29 protein-coding genes are annotated in these 14293 nt (G+C 26.9%); 13 read left to right on the top strand and 16 right to left on the bottom strand.

Going from position 1 to position 14293, the window contains the following annotated elements; translation table 11 throughout:
- Positions 1-11 precede the first annotated feature (11 nt).
- Entirely contained in the window at positions 12-797 is a 786-nt protein-coding gene (locus HA141_RS05625) for a metal ABC transporter permease (RefSeq protein WP_025925351.1), read from the top strand.
- On the opposite strand, the gene HA141_RS05620 is transcribed toward HA141_RS05625, so the two are convergent.
- Together HA141_RS05620 and HA141_RS05615 are read right to left on the bottom strand one after the other, a co-directional pair.
- On the bottom strand, positions 798-944 hold the full coding sequence (locus tag HA141_RS05620; RefSeq protein ID WP_011863089.1) for a hypothetical protein: 147 nt from the start codon (positions 942-944) through the stop codon (positions 798-800). It abuts the gene before it with no gap.
- Between the two features lie 83 nt (positions 945-1027).
- Positions 1028-1276 carry a hypothetical protein gene (locus HA141_RS05615; RefSeq protein WP_011376589.1) on the bottom strand — a complete coding sequence of 83 codons (249 nt, stop codon included), beginning with the start codon at positions 1274-1276 and terminating at the stop codon, positions 1028-1030.
- Between the two features lie 860 nt (positions 1277-2136).
- Here HA141_RS05615 and HA141_RS05610 point away from each other — a divergent pair.
- Positions 2137-2520 (top strand): DUF1499 domain-containing protein, encoded by a 384-nt coding sequence (locus tag HA141_RS05610; protein ID WP_209117704.1) that lies wholly within the window; start codon positions 2137-2139, stop codon positions 2518-2520.
- Positions 2521-3160: 640 nt separating this feature from the next.
- Here HA141_RS05610 and HA141_RS05605 read toward each other — a convergent pair.
- The 3 genes from HA141_RS05605 to HA141_RS05595 all read right to left on the bottom strand — a co-directional run bounded on the left by HA141_RS05605 (position 3161) and on the right by HA141_RS05595 (position 4427).
- Positions 3161-3568 carry an OsmC family protein gene (locus HA141_RS05605; RefSeq protein ID WP_209117702.1) on the bottom strand — a complete coding sequence of 136 codons (408 nt, stop codon included), beginning with the start codon at positions 3566-3568 and terminating at the stop codon, positions 3161-3163.
- A 127-nt stretch (positions 3569-3695) separates the two neighbouring features.
- Positions 3696-3938 carry a hypothetical protein gene (locus tag HA141_RS05600; RefSeq protein WP_209117700.1) on the bottom strand — a complete coding sequence of 81 codons (243 nt, stop codon included), beginning with the start codon at positions 3936-3938 and terminating at the stop codon, positions 3696-3698.
- A 282-nt stretch (positions 3939-4220) separates the two neighbouring features.
- Complete coding sequence (locus HA141_RS05595; RefSeq protein ID WP_025891758.1) at positions 4221-4427, bottom strand: hypothetical protein; 207 nt, start codon at positions 4425-4427, stop codon at positions 4221-4223.
- Positions 4428-4606: 179 nt separating this feature from the next.
- Here HA141_RS05595 and HA141_RS05590 point away from each other — a divergent pair, with 179 nt between their 5' ends.
- Positions 4607-4981 carry a hypothetical protein gene (locus tag HA141_RS05590; RefSeq protein WP_209117698.1) on the top strand — a complete coding sequence of 125 codons (375 nt, stop codon included), beginning with the start codon at positions 4607-4609 and terminating at the stop codon, positions 4979-4981.
- 96 nt (positions 4982-5077) lie between these two features.
- Complete coding sequence (locus HA141_RS05585) at positions 5078-5239, top strand: hypothetical protein (protein ID WP_011818555.1); 162 nt, start codon at positions 5078-5080, stop codon at positions 5237-5239.
- Between the two features lie 55 nt (positions 5240-5294).
- On the opposite strand, the gene HA141_RS05580 is transcribed toward HA141_RS05585, so the two are convergent.
- Both HA141_RS05580 and HA141_RS05575 read right to left on the bottom strand, forming a co-directional pair.
- Entirely contained in the window at positions 5295-6044 is a 750-nt protein-coding gene (locus HA141_RS05580) for a pilus assembly protein (protein WP_209117696.1), read from the bottom strand.
- Positions 6045-6129: 85 nt separating this feature from the next.
- On the bottom strand, positions 6130-6312 hold the full coding sequence (locus HA141_RS05575) for a Nif11 family protein (protein WP_209117694.1): 183 nt from the start codon (positions 6310-6312) through the stop codon (positions 6130-6132).
- 237 nt (positions 6313-6549) lie between these two features.
- Between HA141_RS05575 and HA141_RS05570 the strand changes: the two genes are divergently transcribed.
- The 5 genes from HA141_RS05570 to HA141_RS05555 all read left to right on the top strand — a co-directional run bounded on the left by HA141_RS05570 (position 6550) and on the right by HA141_RS05555 (position 7789).
- Entirely contained in the window at positions 6550-6729 is a 180-nt protein-coding gene (locus HA141_RS05570) for a hypothetical protein (protein WP_209117692.1), read from the top strand.
- 85 nt (positions 6730-6814) lie between these two features.
- The gene (locus HA141_RS05565; protein ID WP_245157285.1) at positions 6815-7000 is read left to right on the top strand and encodes a hypothetical protein; all 186 of its coding nucleotides are present in this window, start codon (positions 6815-6817) and stop codon (positions 6998-7000) included.
- A complete protein-coding gene (locus HA141_RS05560; RefSeq protein WP_209117688.1) occupies positions 7001-7303 on the top strand; it encodes a hypothetical protein in 303 nt (100 codons plus the stop codon).
- Between the two features lie 86 nt (positions 7304-7389).
- Complete coding sequence (locus HA141_RS09705) at positions 7390-7524, top strand: hypothetical protein (protein ID WP_257469857.1); 135 nt, start codon at positions 7390-7392, stop codon at positions 7522-7524.
- A gap of 85 nt (positions 7525-7609) precedes the next feature.
- The gene (locus HA141_RS05555; RefSeq protein ID WP_011818547.1) at positions 7610-7789 is read left to right on the top strand and encodes a hypothetical protein; all 180 of its coding nucleotides are present in this window, start codon (positions 7610-7612) and stop codon (positions 7787-7789) included.
- A 4-nt stretch (positions 7790-7793) separates the two neighbouring features.
- Here HA141_RS05555 and HA141_RS05550 read toward each other — a convergent pair whose 3' ends face one another.
- Entirely contained in the window at positions 7794-7973 is a 180-nt protein-coding gene (locus HA141_RS05550; RefSeq protein WP_011863071.1) for a hypothetical protein, read from the bottom strand.
- A gap of 136 nt (positions 7974-8109) precedes the next feature.
- Positions 8110-8394: a DUF1330 domain-containing protein gene (locus HA141_RS05545; protein WP_011376579.1), complete on the bottom strand. Its 285-nt coding sequence runs from the start codon at positions 8392-8394 to the stop codon at positions 8110-8112.
- A gap of 78 nt (positions 8395-8472) precedes the next feature.
- Between HA141_RS05545 and HA141_RS05540 the strand changes: the two genes are divergently transcribed.
- Entirely contained in the window at positions 8473-9015 is a 543-nt protein-coding gene (locus tag HA141_RS05540) for a PAP/fibrillin family protein (protein ID WP_209117686.1), read from the top strand.
- Positions 9016-9024: 9 nt separating this feature from the next.
- On the opposite strand, the gene HA141_RS05535 is transcribed toward HA141_RS05540, so the two are convergent.
- Positions 9025-9318 carry a virion host shutoff protein gene (locus tag HA141_RS05535; protein WP_209117684.1) on the bottom strand — a complete coding sequence of 98 codons (294 nt, stop codon included), beginning with the start codon at positions 9316-9318 and terminating at the stop codon, positions 9025-9027.
- Positions 9319-9693: 375 nt separating this feature from the next.
- On the opposite strand from HA141_RS05535, the gene HA141_RS05530 reads away from it, so the two are divergent.
- On the top strand, positions 9694-10098 hold the full coding sequence (locus tag HA141_RS05530) for an MAPEG family protein (RefSeq protein ID WP_209117682.1): 405 nt from the start codon (positions 9694-9696) through the stop codon (positions 10096-10098).
- A 5-nt stretch (positions 10099-10103) separates the two neighbouring features.
- Here the strand turns inward: HA141_RS05530 and HA141_RS05525 are convergent, their stop codons facing one another.
- Genes HA141_RS05525 through HA141_RS05510 form a run of 4 tightly spaced genes read right to left on the bottom strand, consistent with a single transcriptional unit; the run spans position 10104 to position 11942 of the window.
- Entirely contained in the window at positions 10104-10970 is an 867-nt protein-coding gene (locus HA141_RS05525; protein ID WP_209117678.1) for a restriction endonuclease, read from the bottom strand.
- A gap of 20 nt (positions 10971-10990) precedes the next feature.
- Positions 10991-11242 carry a hypothetical protein gene (locus tag HA141_RS05520; RefSeq protein WP_025891746.1) on the bottom strand — a complete coding sequence of 84 codons (252 nt, stop codon included), beginning with the start codon at positions 11240-11242 and terminating at the stop codon, positions 10991-10993.
- Between the two features lie 40 nt (positions 11243-11282).
- Positions 11283-11480 carry a hypothetical protein gene (locus HA141_RS05515; protein WP_209043122.1) on the bottom strand — a complete coding sequence of 66 codons (198 nt, stop codon included), beginning with the start codon at positions 11478-11480 and terminating at the stop codon, positions 11283-11285.
- 42 nt (positions 11481-11522) lie between these two features.
- On the bottom strand, positions 11523-11942 hold the full coding sequence (locus HA141_RS05510; RefSeq protein WP_209117676.1) for an acyl-CoA thioesterase: 420 nt from the start codon (positions 11940-11942) through the stop codon (positions 11523-11525).
- A 444-nt stretch (positions 11943-12386) separates the two neighbouring features.
- On the opposite strand from HA141_RS05510, the gene HA141_RS05505 reads away from it, so the two are divergent.
- A complete protein-coding gene (locus HA141_RS05505; protein ID WP_209117674.1) occupies positions 12387-12623 on the top strand; it encodes a hypothetical protein in 237 nt (78 codons plus the stop codon).
- A 44-nt stretch (positions 12624-12667) separates the two neighbouring features.
- Positions 12668-12832: a hypothetical protein gene (locus HA141_RS05500; protein ID WP_209117672.1), complete on the top strand. Its 165-nt coding sequence runs from the start codon at positions 12668-12670 to the stop codon at positions 12830-12832.
- Positions 12833-12851: 19 nt separating this feature from the next.
- On the opposite strand, the gene HA141_RS05495 is transcribed toward HA141_RS05500, so the two are convergent.
- Together HA141_RS05495 and dusB are read right to left on the bottom strand one after the other, a co-directional pair.
- On the bottom strand, positions 12852-13109 hold the full coding sequence (locus HA141_RS05495; RefSeq protein ID WP_209117670.1) for a DUF2470 domain-containing protein: 258 nt from the start codon (positions 13107-13109) through the stop codon (positions 12852-12854).
- Between the two features lie 18 nt (positions 13110-13127).
- Positions 13128-14135, bottom strand: coding sequence for a tRNA dihydrouridine synthase DusB (gene dusB, locus HA141_RS05490; protein ID WP_209117668.1), 1008 nt, complete (start codon positions 14133-14135; stop codon positions 13128-13130).
- Between the last annotated feature and the right edge of the window lie 158 nt (positions 14136-14293).

The raw sequence follows: 14293 nt of genomic DNA, 5'->3' as shown, positions 1-14293 counted from the left end.
TCTTTCGAATAATGTCTTTTATTAATAACAACTGGTGGCTGGTTCCATTAATAATAACTATATTCTCTGGGATTTTATGCCCAGCTATGGGAACTGTATTAATCACTCATAAGAGATTATTACAAGTTAATTTAATCTCTCATTGTGTGTTGCCTGGACTTGCTCTCGCATTAGCACTTGGAATTCACCCTTCAATTGGTGGTGTTATAAGTGGTCTTCTGGGCTCAGTAATTGCGGAAAGTTTAACTAATAGAAAAAGTGAAAATTATGAAGCAGTTATGAATACTATTCTTGCTGGAATGCTTGGGTTTGGTGTCCTTATAATCCCTCTACTCGGAATAAGGATTGATTTGGAGGCAGTATTATTTGGCGATTTATTGACAGCAAATTTTGGAGATTTACTTAGAACATTAATTGCTTTTTTAGTATTTATACTTTTAATGACTTTTGGATATGAAAAGGTTGTTTATGTTGGATTAGATCCAGAAGGTGCATCCGCGAGTGGTATAAACGTATCTTTATTAAATCTTGCTTTGAGTTTTACAACGGCATTAGTAATTGTTAGTTCAATGTCAGCAGTGGGAGTAATTCTTGTTATTGCTCTTCTTTCTACCCCAACACTGTTAGGGCTAAATAAGGCTCATAGTTTAAGAATTGCAATGATGAGGTCTTCATTTTTTGGATTATGTATCTCACTTCTGGGCTTTATTCTCTCTATAGTCTTTAATTTGTCGCCTGGACCTGCAATTAGTGTTATTTGTGTCGCATCTCTTTTGATTCCTAAACTTCGTAAATAATTAAATCTTAAATGTCCAATCAGAGTTTAATGCTTGAGCTTCTGGATTGTTTTTTAAAGCTACTTCCATAGCCTCTTTTTTATTATTAGCTATAACAACTTCATCAAATTCCTTTCCATTTTTTTTGAGACTTACTTTGAAACGCATAAAAATTTTTTAATTAATCAAAACTTAACCACTAAGCAACTAGATTTAAATACTTTTAAAAGTTAATTGATGAAATAGAAACTTTAGTTATTTTGAAGTTTTTCTACTACAGATTCTTTCTCAATTTTTGCTACATCCTGTAATCCATTAGCATCAAACCAAGGAGCGTTTTCCCAATTAAATCCTTCCCCAAACGTATTATCTGGAGCAGCTACGTACCAGTGACATGATGAATCGGGAACATCTACAGCACATTTTGACCAGTCAGCTTCCCATTGTGGAACTTGTACCCACATTACAGATGCTAATAAAAAAGAAAAAATAAAATTCATAATTATCGGTTAGCAAAATTTTGAAAGATTTTTTTCACATTCTTTCTTTCTTTTCTTCCAATAATTTTCAAGTATTTGATATTTATGCTTATTTTTAAATTGACTTAAATGAATATTATTCTGATTAAGAACTGAAGTGTTTTTGATTTTCATGACTCAAGCTGTCAATGTAGATCATATTTAAGACACTTTATAGATTTTTTGAAGTGAATTTATACTTAATTTTTGTCCTGCTTTTGTGTAGGTAAGTATTTTTCGGGATTATTTTCAATATAAGTAAGCGAATATTTGACAACACCTACTATTACTGAAAAAAGAGCAATTGCCGAAATAATAAAAAAGATTTTTTTGTAAATGATTTTCAAGAATTTTTTATCTTTTTGATTATTTTTTTCATCAACGTCCAATTTTTCTGAAAGATTTAATTAATTAGTAATTTATACTGTAGCCTTTTAAATTACCTACGGAGTAGATTAAATACATCAGAAACTCCTCACACACTTTTTTCTGATAACTTTAAAAGTACTCGGCCGCAAAGTTTGAGTACTTTTTGTATTTTTTTTTGAGATGTGACAGTTAAAATAGAGGTCTATTAGACATTACATATTTTGAATTTAAGTGTGATATTAGAAGAGTGTGTAGGAGGAATTGATTTATCTCAGTGGAAACAAGGAAACACTTGATTTAAATCAATTTTAAAAAGATCTCTCTTAGAGGGATCTTTTTTTTTGAGGATTATTAGAAGTACATATTAAATTCTGAATATAAAAACATATATGTTTTCTTATAAAATAGTTAGGTCTTCATTACTAATTAGTAATTTAATTCGTTAGATTATGAATCGTTAAATTCTTCTGTTAATGCAAATACTTCTTTTAGCAATTTTAATTTGTTCAAGCTTTATATTCCCTTCTTCATCATTTGCCTCACATATAGAACTAAAACCTTGTGTAGAGATTGCTCATTGTGTACGAGAAGAATGGGAAGTAAATAATATTGAGAAACCTTTTGAAGAGATTAAAACATTTATCGAAAACACTCCAAGAACTGAGATTGTAGAAATTGATGGCGATTATCTTCATGCTGAGGCAACCAGTAAATGGATGAAGTATGTAGACGACTTAGAAGTTTCCTTTTTACCTGAATCAAACATCTTATCAATAAGATCAGAATCAAGAGTTGGAGAAAGTGATTTGGGAGTGAATCAAAAAAGAGTTGATTTACTAAAATCTAAAATGTTTTAAGATAAAAAGTTAAAAAAAATAAATTTTTTTTATTGTTTTTTGTATAACTTTTCCTTTTTTAAAAAAAATTAGCAGATAAAGAAGTGATAATTATCATCATGCCTTGATAATGGCAAATTTATTAGATTTTCTCCAAAAAGATGATCATAAATTTTATATATTTTTTATTATTTAGTTTTGTTTTTTTCTGGTTTTATATAAACATTAAAAAAAATGGACTTAAATGGATAATCAAAGGTCTTTTTCAAATTGGAATATTAGTATTATTCATTGGAGGGTTTTTCAAAATATTTTTCACCTTACCCCCTAATTTATTTATAAAAATATTTTTTCTTGTTATTTATGCATGGTGCACTGTTGGAATAAATGTAAATTTCATGATCCCTTTGATTAGTTTGATTGACCAAAAAATAGTGAAAAAATAAGACTAAAATATGACTTAATTATTAGTGCAAAAATAAATCTATTAACTTTATCTGCAATATTAAAATTTAAAAGATTTATTTTTTCCCTTTTGAAAGTCTTTTTCTTGTATACCTAGTCTTTAATGCCAAGTCTGCAATTATATATATTCCAAATAAAAGAATTATTATTCCAATAAAGTATTTCATTATATTTTTGTAATTACTATGTTTGAGATTTATTCATGATGCCAACTAATTTTAATATCTATTTCTTGAGATAAATTTCTTGTAACTGGACATTCTTTGGAAGCTTTTTTCAAAAAATCAATAGTTTCATTAGAAGTGCTCTCTGGTATAAAAATATCTATTACTAGTTCTTTTATCTTCCTCTCGCTATTTTGTGTCATTACTTTTTCAATATTTAAATATATACCTTTCAAATCAAAGCCTTTCGAATTGGCTTTGATTGCCATGATGGTTAGCAGGCAAGTACCTAGAGATGTTGCTAATAAATCAGTTGGGGAAAAACTTTCACCTTTACCGCAGTGATCTAAAGGTGCATCAGTTCTAATAAGACTTCCAGATTGTAGATGAATAGCCTCACAGTTTAAATTTCCTAAATAAGAACATTTAACTTTAGTCATTTTAAAAAAATTAAATTAGGAAAATATTTTTAATAAAAAATTATGGAACATAACAAGATTATTGATGAGAAATTTTTATTTGCATATTAGTGGAGTATTAAGGAAATTCATCATTCAAGTTTTGAAATCAGTTTTTATATCCATATTCCTTTAAGCAATACTCAATTAAATCAATTGATTTATTAAGAGTTCTTTTATTTTTATTTTCTAGATCGAAACATTCATTTAAAACACGTATAGATTCATTTAAAAATGATTCTTCTTTATTTTTTATATCTTTAACTTGATTTATATAAATTAATTTTTTAATTCCAATTAGGGAAAATATGATTATTGATATTGTAAAAATTGCTATTTTGAATTTATTCATACAATTAGTTATTACAAATATTTTAATTTATTTAATATCTAAAAAAATTTACATAGCTTATAGAACTATGTAATTACATATGTAGCTGCTGTTATTGCTATGGCTGTAATTGAAATGAAGATGTATGGAACAACCTTTAAAGGTATATATAGATTATTTTTAGACATAAATAAAACTTTTATACAAATAATTACATTCCCTTTAAACTTTATAAGTCTTCAAATATACAAATTAATTTTCTTTGCATAAATTCAATCCTTTTAAAGATTAAAAAATTTATATTCATTGAATTTTCATTAAATAAAGTATCTCTAAATCTTGTCTTGAGTCCGATATTTTTCTTTTTAAAAAGATTAATTCTTCTTGGCTCATTTTTGATTCTTTTATCATCAATTCTGCTTGTTCAATAGCATGTTCTATATTTCTAATTTTAATTTCTCTTATTGAGGGATCATCTTTACATGCTTTTTTAGTATTCGCATCTAACATGTGTAAGAAAAATTCACCTTGAATATAGTCTAAATTAAAACTTCATTATTCTACAACCGCAAATTTAATTAAAATAAATTATTATCAATACAAGAACTTTAACCTTAGCTAACCCTCTCTTCAATTGATCGAGTGGGTTTTTTTTATGGTGTAATATAATCCTAGCATTTACTATTAATTTGGAAGATTCAAAACTTAATCCTGAGGAAAATAATTCAATCGAATCGTCCCCTAATTTGAATGAAGACAATAAAGATCTTAATGAGGGGAATAAAAAAGAAGAAAATGTTAAGGCATTTACAGAATTTCTAGAGAATGCAAGTAATCAAGATTCTTCAGAAGAAAAAGTAAAACTTGATTCTGAGCAACAAAAACTAAAAATTGACAAATCACTTTTTAAAAGATTTCTTAATAATGGATTTGATGGCATTTCAACTAATCCAAACTATAAAATGTTGGCATTATTAATAGTACTTTTAATTAATCTGTCTCTATTTTTTGTAATTGGCAATATGGGTAAAGCGTTTTTAAGAAATGCAGGAATTATGGGTTAAAAATTATTTATTTCTTTTTGGATATTCATCTTTACAATTTTGATTCTTCAAATGAAACTGTGATATTTTCTTGTCAAATTAATATTTAAATAAAATTTGGATAATAAAGAGCCAGAAAATCCAGTAGTTTATCTTTCTAATTTAGTCAAGAAATTAGATGTAAAAAACAGAAATGGTTTAGTAGCCTTAGCAATAGTAAACCTTTTAGTGATTCTTTTATTTAAATTTTATTTGAAAGGATCTGGATTATTATCTTGAATTTAACTGCTGGTCATATTGTTCAGTGTTTTAATTAATCATTAGAGATTGAATTTTAATTCAACAAGGAAATTGAAGGCCTTATATAAATAAAAATAGACCCATACATATCCTGCATAATTCTCATTTCATCGTCTAAATATACAATTGAAACCTGGCAATTTGGCGATTCTTTATTCCAAGGTAACTTATTCCATACCTCTTTAACTGGATACCATCTATCCATAAGTAATTCACTAAATAATGGAATCTTATTAAGTCCATCAACTTTGGAAACTTTTGTCATTTGTAAGTTCATATCAAGTAAATTATTCCTTAAAACTAAATCACTTGCCAGGGTTATGACTCTTCCACCAAAAGTAGGCAATAGTTTGAACCAACCTAAGATAGGAATAGTTGTAAGCCCAAATATTGTAGTGTCAAAAGTAGATATAAATTCTTTTTTTTCAAAATCAATCTTTTGAGCAATTCTCCCAATAGTTGATATGCCATAGGATCCTACTTGCAATTGATGTAATTTAAAAAAAAGATTACTTTTAAATTCATCATTTAATGCCTTTTCAATAGCAAGGAAGAAAGGAGAACTTCGAAATAATTCAACATTAGAAAAAATCAATTCCCACTCTCCAGACAATAATTTTTCTGATATTTCAAAACTAAAGTCTTTAAGAGCATCAATCAATTCATCCATTTCATTAGCTTTTTCCTCATACATAGGAGAAATTAATTTATTTAATCTTTGCCCTCTATCTGTAACAGCAGCTATTTTATATATATTTGACTTTATCTCTCCAATTTCTTTCATAACTCCAATACAAGAAATACTAATTAATCTTAGGAATTTAATTTGAAGTTGATGGCAATTTTAATAATGCTGGTAATAAAATCAATTAATATTCTCCCCACCTTTTACCAATATCAAAACCCCATTCAGTGGTTAATCTAATTACTTCATCATGATTCTTGCATTTTGAAAGGGATAACTTTTTACTAGGATTAATTTTTATTAGCTCAGCAATTTGATTAAGTTGCTCTATTTTTTTTAGAAAATTACTTAGATCTTTATCTGACATTTATCTAAGAAGTAAATTTTTGATCATAAGTAAATATGTAATAAAGAACCCAGGCAACACCAATAATCAGTATTGCAATCATTATATTTACTGACCAAACTACTTCTATCATGTAATTTTTTTGTATATTTTTAATATATCCAAAATTTAAACTTAATTAACCGTTAATAATTTAAATCAAGAACAATACACTACTTTTTCTAAGTGTATAAAATAGTCTTAAATAGTTTAAAAATTATGGGAGAAGCTAAGAGAAGGGAAGAGTTAGGCTTACCACCTAGAGAAAAGAAAAAGGAAAAACAAACATCGAAAAATCAACTAAACCAAATTTTAAATAAATATCCTTATTTACCTTTCATTTTAGGTTTTTCATTACTAGCAATACTAATTATCGATTTAGTTAATTACTACAAATAGATATAGAAAAAGGGGATACTTTTAGCAGAAGAGAAGATTATCTTCGCAATTGCGAAATTATTTTTCCATAATAAAAATAAAACTCATGAAACCGATTAACATCTCATGCGCCTTAATTTTAGGGGGCCTAACTTTATTTTCAATATCTAATGCAAATGCAGGTGGTTGCAGTTCTCATACTGATAAGAAGGCAGAAATTGAATGCTTGTCTGATGATAAAAAATGCATAGAAGCGAAAGAAAAAGAATCACTATACAAAGTTGAGGCCTAAATGTTTGATAATCTTGGAACTGCTCTAGTACAGGCATTAGGCTTCTTTGCTGTTTTTGGTTTTTTTGTATATCAAACTTTATTCGCAGATAGAAAACCCAAAAATTCAAAATCAAATTCTAAAAAAATAAAGATTTCCGACACAAAAGAATCAATTAAAAAAGAACAAAAAAAAGGCTTATTTAACAGAAAATCTAAACCTGTTGAAGCGAATTTACCAGTCCAAAAAAAGGGATTATTTGGGAGAAAAAAAGAAGTTATTAAAGAAGAGATTAAACCAAAGAAAAAAGGTTGGTTTAAATAGGTAAAGGTACTTAAACTATATTTTGATATCTTTTATACAAAAAATATTTTTAGTAACTTTATAATTTGTAGAACACAACATTCAAAATGAATCATAGAGAAATCACAAAAAAATATAGTGAGTTACTTAACAAGGCTGAGTTTGCAACTGGCCGTAAGGAAGTTGTAGGTCTTTTAAAAAAAGCTGCCAAATTGAAATCTCAAATCGAAATCAATTATTAGATCATATGATTAGTTTAATTCTAAATGTAAAAAATTTTTTTAAATAAGTTTTTACATGAGATAATCTGCTTAGATTATTTTTCTTATGAATAAAAAAGGTTATACAACCGAAAGCGGTGGTAGACAAAATGGTTTTGCAATTGAACCAGAAATTAACCCCATATCAGAAGGCGAATCAAAGAAATCCATATTTTTATTTATTGGAATATTATTACCTTTTCTAATAGGCGGTTTTTATTATTTAAGGACTTTGAATATATTCTGATATTTTATAAGCCATTTTTAGCAATATATTCTTCTGAGCTAACTATATCTTGCATTAAACTCTCTGATGAAGGATTAAAACCATTTTGCTCTAAAAAAGATTTAACCTTTTCAAATTTTTGCTGAATTTTTTTTGTATATGGAGTTGTCATCAAATAATCGTCCTTTTCTGTTGAATAGTTCATTTGATTAACGAATTACTTTTACAATTAAATTTTGCAAAATATGCTATTACTAGTGAAGTTATAAATATTACATAAATAATTTAATAGTAATAAATACTTATAAGTTGTTTGTGTGAGATCGTTATTGGTTGATTTTTTAAAGAGTACTTATAGTAACTAGTTCCATTAAATCTCTGGACTGCAGATATTTTTGAAATACTTCAGAATAAAATGCTTTTTTAGCAGCAAATTTTGATTCGAATTCTATTACTAATCCAAGTTGCCCTCCATCCCATTCATTTGAGGTTGATTCTTGTATTAAATCTCTTTTCACTATTACTCCTCCCACAGATTTAATCCAAGGCAATACTGTCCTAATATATTCCAGAAATAAATCAGCATTTGGAATTGAAATTTTCTTTAGCCAATAGCTCTTTGTCATCAAATCAAGATATTCTGGGTAGAATATAGCACATGAGGGTAAGTATTTATCCTTAGCTATATACTCAGCGGTTATTAAATGGAATCCGAAGATGATTTATTAAATTTACTTCTTAAATCTCCGAATTCAGAAAGTATAAAGACTATTGCCGAACAACTTGAAGTTGATCATAATTTTTCCTTTAGCGAAGACAGAAATGATTTAAAAGGTGTTTGGGAGCTTAGGTGGAGTAGTTCTAATAGTCCTTTTTTAAAATATTCACCTTTTATAGATAACCTTCAAATTCTTGATCCCTTTAATTTAAATGGTCTTAATTTACTTAAACCTAGAGGAATAAAATCAATTATCGGTACAGGTATTTTAATAAGACTTAATTACATAAATGAAAAAAAAATTGGGGTCAAATTTACACATGCTGGTGTTATAGGTCCTAAATTTGGAAGAAAAAATATAAAGGCTATGAAAGAAATAAATAACGAACAATTAGGGTGGTTAGAGATAACTTATTTAAGTAATAAGCTTAGAATCTGCAGGGGTGATAAAGGCACTTTATTTGTTTTAAGAAAAATAAATTCACCTACTTTGTTCAAGAATTTTAAGGAATTTATTAAAATCTATTAAAAATATAAATTAATTCTTTATCCAAATAGATTTTAATACGAAATAAATTGGTAAATATTTAAATGATTCTTTTGGTATTTCATAACTTAAGAAGTTTAGAGCTTCTTCTAGCCAATAACCAATATCAAATCCTAAAAGAATTTTTTCTACAACAAACCAAAATTCTTTATCAAATATAATTCTAAAATTTAAGTAAATATATTCCCAATGTAAGGTATTCCAATATTTGGTTAAAAATGAAGATAAAATAAGCCAAAGTGATATAAATAGAAAACTTTTAAGAAATTTATAAAATTTTTTCATATACCAGCAACTGCCTTATTTAATTTCAAATATCCCTTATTATTATTTGGATCAAATTTTATTTCCACGAAATATATCCAAAAAGATATAAAAATATTGAGAAAATAGTAAATTTCCCTGGCGTTAATAATCTATTCTTCTTTTTTTAGATTCTGTGCCTTTAGATTTTTATTCTTAAGAAAAAATCCTAAGAACAGAAAAGCAAAATATATTAGTAAACTTATGCCAAAAATTAAAACTATCTTTGAAATATCCATAAATGATTTTTTTATATAAATTACAGCATTTTTTGCAACGTTTTATCTATGGTAATGATTTTTCATTTATCACGAATATGAGCTTCAATTATTAAGCTAATAATATTATTTAAATCATATGCAAGTAGCTTTTGCCTGGAGCCTTTGTCTATCAGTTGGAGTTGTTTTATTATCAATTATTCCATTAACTATAGGGAGAGTTAAAGCAGGTTATTCTGTTGAAAATATGTCTGCTCCAAGGGCTTTATTCGATGAATTACCTTCATTTGGGAAAAGGGCAGTTTGGTGTCATCAAAATTGTTGGGAAAGTATTTCCCTGCATGCACCAGCATGTCTTCTTTGTTTGATTACTTTAACTGACTCTAATATTGCAATAATCGCAGCATTGATTCACCCTATTTTTCGTTTTTTATATATTGGTGCATATGTATTTAATATCCCAACAGCTAGAGGTTTAATGTGGGCCTCAGGAATTTTTACAACACTTTTACTTTACAAAGAGGGCTTAACACAATTGATATAAACTATTTAAACAATAAACTTTTCTATATCTTTTAATTGATATTCATTGATTAGTTCCACTTTATTTGATTTTGCTAATTGATGAGCAGACTTTGTAAAGCCTGATTTTGAGACTATTATTGCATGTGTACCTTTCCAAAATAATTTACCAGCTGAAATTTCCTGAACTGCTTTATTTCCAATAGCTTTTTCATGATCTTTGCATTGAATACATATTCTCAAATCATTTATTGAAGCAATTAAGTCAACCCCTTGATCTCCTGTATTAGGGGTTTCTTTTACTTCCCAGCCATTTTGTTTGAGAATTTCCATACAATGATTTTCAAATCTAATACCTTTTTTGTAGTTTTCCTTGTTTTTACTTGAGTAGTTTTTTTCTATTAGGTTTAAGCATGATTTCTCTATTTGACTTGCTATAAATACAAACCAATCTTCAATCTCGAGCTTTCTAATAGATCCAATTATCTCATCATCAATAGTAGGATTTTCATTACAATATGATCTCCACTTTTCGAAAAATAATTCCAAACTGCCAAATTTTTTTAAAATTATTTTTTCCCAGAAGTATGGTATACCCTCTTTAAATCGCTTAGAACCATTTAATATATTTTTCTCAATAGCTTTTTCATCAAGGGGCGGATTTCCAATCCATTTTTTATAATCCTCGTTACCGTAGGCATCTATTTCCCTTAATCTGATCCTCTCCTCTAACAAATTGTATTTGTTTTCTTCTATTAAATTATTAATTGTTTGAATAAAGAAATTGGAATTTAAGGCATTATTTAATTTAAACTTTTTCTTTTTAATTTGATAATCCCTTGCAATTATAAAAATTAAAAGAATGATAAAAAAAATAAAAATAAAAATTTTCATTATTGATTTTTATTTTCGATCTAAAAAGTTTTTGTTTTTCTAATAACAAAATTATTTTTTGTTATTACTGAAGATTCATTTACTTCAAAACCATTAATTGCTGATATTTCTCCTTTTATGCCTTCTAATGTTAATTGCTCGATAATGCCTTTTATTACTTCATCCTCGACCAACTTTCTATCAATTCTTTCAGGTGTAATATCTGAAAGCCATTTTGAGGTCTTTTTTTTTACAACCTCTGTAGGGTTAGTTATTTTTAAGTAGATAGCCATTTTTTAAGTCATTCAGTTGAATTATAAGCATTAAATCTTCTTAACTTTTATTATTGTCATTACTTTCCCACTCAAGAAATTGAAAAACAAAAATTGCAAAGATAGAGAAAAATACTATGAACAACCCTAACCACCCTATAAATTTATGATCTGTAAAAAGATTTGTAAGCATTGATTTTTCTTGATATCTTGATTCCATTTCATATTGATAAGAATCAATAACTTGAAATATATTCATAATTAATAATTTAATAAATCATTCAATTGGCGGATAATAATTTCAACCGTTTAACTTACTAAAGGCTTCCGATAGGAAATCTGGCCTTTTTCTTATTATAGAAAAATTCAGTTTATTTATTAAGACTAAATTGACTTCACCAATCGTTAAGATTTGATTTTTCTTGTCAAGAAATTTTGAAATTACATTAATCCTAGGACTTTTATCAATGTTAAATTTGCTCTCGATTATTATTTTTTCACCAAGGAATAAAGGAGATTTATATTTTATTGAAGTATTGATTAAAGGTAAATCTAAGCCATTTTTAGTTAGTTCGAAATAACTTATACCTACTTCTGAAAATGCTTTTATTCGGCTTTCTTCAAGCCAATTAAAATAATTACCGTGCCACATTACGCCTGCATGATCTGCATGTTGAGGTAAAACAATTTTTTCTATTTTCCAAACTGGTTTTGAGTTCATCTTTTATTTAAAAATATTTTTATTCAATGAAAAAAAACTTATTTTGATATTGTAGATTAATATTTTATTAATATAAGATCCAGCAAAACTATATTTATAAATTTATGTTTAATCGTAAAAATAGAAGTAGAAAAATGAAGAAGATTTTTCAGTGGGAAGAATATTTAAATTGGAAAAATATGTCAAAGAAACAAAAATTAAATTTCAAGAGGGCTTGTTTATTCCCATTTCTCGTCTATGTAGTTTATGTTTTTCTTAATCAGTACTCCTTGGCAATTCTTTTATTACTAGGTCTTTATTTTTTAATTAGATTTAAAAATAGAAATAAGTTGGGAAGATGAATAATTTCTTTATTTTGATTTATTTAGATTTGTTTTAAAGTTATCTAGTTTTTCTAAATAACCTTATTGGCATATGACAATAGTATTAGATAAATTTTTTTTTATGAAAAGAATTATTTTGTTTTTATGTGTATTAGTTTTTTCAATATTTTCTAATACGAATAATTTATTAGCAAAAGAAATTGAAAATAACATTAAAGATAATATTTCTAATGAAATTAAAGAAATTAAGCCTGATACTAAAAAAAATAATATTTCTAATTCTTCAGCAGAAGATATTTTTGGAGATGAACAAACTTTTCCATTCGTAGCAGGTTTAGGGAAAAATGCTGCCCATTGATTTCAAGGTTCTTGATAATTTAGAAAAAGATTTTTTTAAAACTAATGAAAGGTCTTAGGGTCCTAGAACTTTCTGAAGCACTTTATGTTGATAGCTCGGACTTATTAGCTGTTTGTGCAATTCTAAAAATAAAAGCCACATCTAGATTAAGCATGCTTTCATTTGAAGAATGTAAAAAGATAACTGATTACTATGAAAATAAAAATTAGAATTTTTTTATAAATTATTTTATTTTTTAATGTCTTTAATCATTGATACTAAAGTTGAATGAATTTCTTCTTCAGATATTTCATTTTTAAAATTGATAATTGCTGATTGGCCATCGTAATTGATTTTTATATAACTATTATTAATTTCTTCCATATAAGCATTCTCAAACCTTGATATATTCCCATAATGAATAAGATATTTGTGCACTGAATCTATATGATCATTGTTCATGTGATCACAAACTCTTTTACTTGTTTCTTTACTAATAATTTTCATTTAAAAAATAAATTTGTTTTAAGCTAATCTATTTTTTTCATTATTCAAAGTTTTAATCATTTTAATTATTAAATTTTTAACTTCATTTTTGTCAACAGCTCTAACCAAGTTATTTCTCAAATTTGATGCTCCTTTAAAGTCTTTGCATGTCCATGAGATATGTTTCCTTGCAATTAGCAATCCGTGATCTCCTTTTTCTTTTATTAATTCATCAAGATGCTCAATAATTAAATATAGTTTTTCTTCTGTGTTTGGTTCTTTAAAATTTTTATTTTTTCTAAGGGCATAATCTATTTCTCCTATTTTCCATGGGGATCCTAAAATGCCTCGTCCAATCATTACACCATCAGCATTTGTTTTTTTTAAACAATTAAGAGCGTCATCTGGATTTTTGATATCTCCATTAGCAATTACTGGAATTTCCAACAACTTTTTAAGTCTCCCGATCATTTCCCAATCTGACTTGCCTGAAAAACCTTGTTTTCTAGTTCTTCCATGAAGTGTGATCATCGTTGCTCCCGCATCTTGTAATTTAAATAAGAAATCCTCTATATTTTCTTCTTTACTATCCCATCCGAGTCGAGTTTTTACTGTTACTGGAACCCTAACAGCTTTTACAACATTTTTTACTAATTCTATAGCAAGTTTTCGGTCTTTAATTAAGGCACTGCCACCACCTTTCTTTGCAATTTTTTTTACTGGACATCCCATATTTATATCAATTAAGAAAGCTCCAGAGTCCTCAGCTTGTTTTGCAGCTTCAGAAACAGCATATGGCCTATTATCAAATATTTGTACTCCAATTGGACCTTCTTCTAAATCTATTTGATTGATTTTTTGTGTGCCATATCCTTTTTTAAGACTTGTTGCATTTATCATTTCTGTAAAAAGTAAAGAGTTTGGAGCCCATTTACGTACAAGTCTTCTAAAAATGTTATCTGTAACTCCTGCTAATGGAGATAGCATTACTTTACTAGCAATTATCCTGTTAACTCCCCTTCCTTTTAGCCTTATATTTGAAGACATATAGTTTTAAATTTATTTAATCTTTTTTTATTATAAATTCAGATATGGAGCTGATTTTATGTTTTCTATTTATTTCTTAATTTATAAGAAGTGCTTTTACTTAAATATGCCTAATTGATTACTTTTTTTGCTAGTTTATGTTGAGTTGAAATTTTTAA

It is taken from the genome of Prochlorococcus marinus XMU1402, from assembly GCF_017696205.1.
GTDB lineage: Bacteria > Cyanobacteriota > Cyanobacteriia > PCC-6307 > Cyanobiaceae > Prochlorococcus_A > Prochlorococcus_A marinus_AC.
Note: the sequence above shows the minus strand (reverse complement) of the source record. Positions and strands in the feature narration are given on the sequence as shown.